This window comes from Vreelandella nigrificans (genome assembly GCF_002374315.1).
In the GTDB taxonomy this organism is placed as follows: domain Bacteria; phylum Pseudomonadota; class Gammaproteobacteria; order Pseudomonadales; family Halomonadaceae; genus Vreelandella; species Vreelandella nigrificans.
Map to the genome: position 1 here is coordinate 1 of NZ_NWUX01000053.1, position 1,987 is coordinate 1,987.

The following is a 1,987-nucleotide window of genomic DNA, read 5'->3' on the forward strand; positions in this document are numbered from 1 at the left end:
TTATGCATAGCAGGCGCGTAGCCCGCTTCTGCGGCTTTGCGGAACCAAACCTCTGCCGCTTCCAGGCGCTCCGTATCGTTGGCATAACCCCGTTCGTCATTACGGGCCAGCTCGCCCAGCCAATTCATAGAATAAACATTGCCTGCCTCGGCAGCACGATGGAGCCACTTCATAGCTTCATCTTCATCGGGGTCTTCAACGTAGTAATAGATATGATAGAGCGCGGCCATGGCTTCGGGGTCACCGGCCTCGGCTTTGGGCAAGGTAAGCTCCAAGGCCTCCTGGGGCCAGTCGTCGCCGTTTTCCGGGCAGACATCCCCCAGTTCGCAAGCACCGCCGTCAAACAGGCGCAGCATGGCGTAGGGTTCACCCTGTAGTGCGGCTTGGTAATACCAGTCCAACGCGGCTTGCGAAAGCCCGCGACTGAGGAGTCTATTCGCTTCACCCAGGTAATACATCGCCTCTGTATCACCGGCCTCAGCTGCTATTTCAAGCGGAGGTTGCATTAATTCCCACTGGTGAATGCCCCATAGCCGCATGCCTTCTTCTTTGGCAGCCTGCTCCTCCTCATCCAGCGCCAAGGCAGAAGGTGACAGCAGCGTCGCGAGTGTCAGTCCTGCCAGTGTGGTCAGTAGGTTTGATCGCTTCGTTAACAACATCAGGGACCAAATTTTTCGGGGAAGTAGGAAAGCGGAGGCTCTAGATTCAGCCACTCATCCATCATGCGTTCGCCTTCTGCGCGTTGTTCTGGAGTAACGTTATCTCGAAAAGCGCGCAAAGCATTCTCAGATGAACTTCCGGGGACTTCCTCATGGATAGCAAGCAAGATCGCCCACCCTTTTGCTGGGTCTGGGGTAGGCGATGAATGACATAAGTACATATCTTGCCCATGGGGATCGATGTTACAAGCGGCCAACCAACCACGCCCATTAATATGCCCAGCCTCGGAAGCCTTGGTCATCCATTGCCAAGCTTCTTTGTGACGCTCTAAGTTACTCAGGGTAGCAGCAAGGTTATTCATAGAGAGGGCATAGTCTGCCTCCGCCGCTTTACGAAACCACACCTCCGCAGATTCTAGACGCTCCGTATCGTTGGGATAGCCCTGTTCGTCGTTACGGGCCAGCTCGCCCAGCCAATTCATGGCATTAACATTGCCTGCCTCGGCTGCGCGATGTAGCCACGCCATGGCTTCATCTTCATCGGGGTTTTCAACGTAGTAATAGATATGATAAAGCGCGGCCATGGCCTCAGCGTCACCGGCCTCGGCTTTGGGCAAGGTAAGCTCCAAGGCCTCCTGGGGCCAGTCGTCGCCGTTTTCCGGGCAGACATCTCCCAGTTCGCAAGCACCGCCATCAAACAATCGAAGCATGGCGTAGGGTTCACCCTGTTGTGCGGCTTGGTAATACCAGCCCAACGCGGCTTGCGAAAGCCCGCGACTGAGGAGTCTATTCGCTTCACCCAGGTAATACATCGCCTCTGTATCACCGGCCTCAGCTGCTATTTCAAGCGGAGGTTGCATTAATTCCCACTGGTGAATGCCCCATAGCCGCATGCCTTCTTCTTTGGCAGCCTGCTCCTTCTCGTCCAGCGCCAAGGCCGCAGGCGACAACAGCGTCGCGAGTGTCAGTCCTGCCAGTGTGGTCAGTAGGTTTGATCGCATTATTTCATTCCTTGGTCAGCAGCTTTATGCAGTAGCACACACTTCCGTAGCAAGCCCTGCGACATAGCGGCGGTAGTTTCTCTTGGCAGTTGGTACATTGAGATTACGTGTGCCCGAAGTTCGCCCCATAAAAAACTCCAAGTCACGTTTACGGCGTCGGTAGGCAAAGCTCGGATCGTCATGCCATGGCTGGCCGGTCTCACTCATACAAATGAGCGCTTTGGCAAACAGATATTGGGAGGGCGTGGGAGCTTCTTGGCTAAAACGACACAGCGTGCCATAAACGCCGGTCGTGACACCTTCCACAATCCAGCCCAGGCAGTTGGC

The 1,987-nt window shown here is 55.3% G+C and carries 3 protein-coding genes; all 3 read right to left on the reverse strand.

All coding sequences use genetic code 11. The annotated features are described in order from the left end of the window. Positions 1 to 659: tetratricopeptide repeat protein (locus CPA45_RS22400; RefSeq protein WP_133066820.1), on the reverse strand; the 659-nt coding region annotated here is incomplete at its 3' end. Further along, the gene (locus CPA45_RS22405) at positions 659 to 1,660 is read right to left on the reverse strand and encodes a tetratricopeptide repeat protein (protein WP_096655517.1); all 1,002 of its coding nucleotides are present in this window, start codon (positions 1,658 to 1,660) and stop codon (positions 659 to 661) included. The genes CPA45_RS22405 and CPA45_RS22400, both read right to left, overlap by 1 nt. Positions 1,661 to 1,684: 24 nt before the next feature. Continuing rightward, the coding region (locus CPA45_RS22930; RefSeq protein ID WP_208858583.1) for a hypothetical protein at positions 1,685 to 1,987 on the reverse strand (303 nt) is incomplete at its 5' end.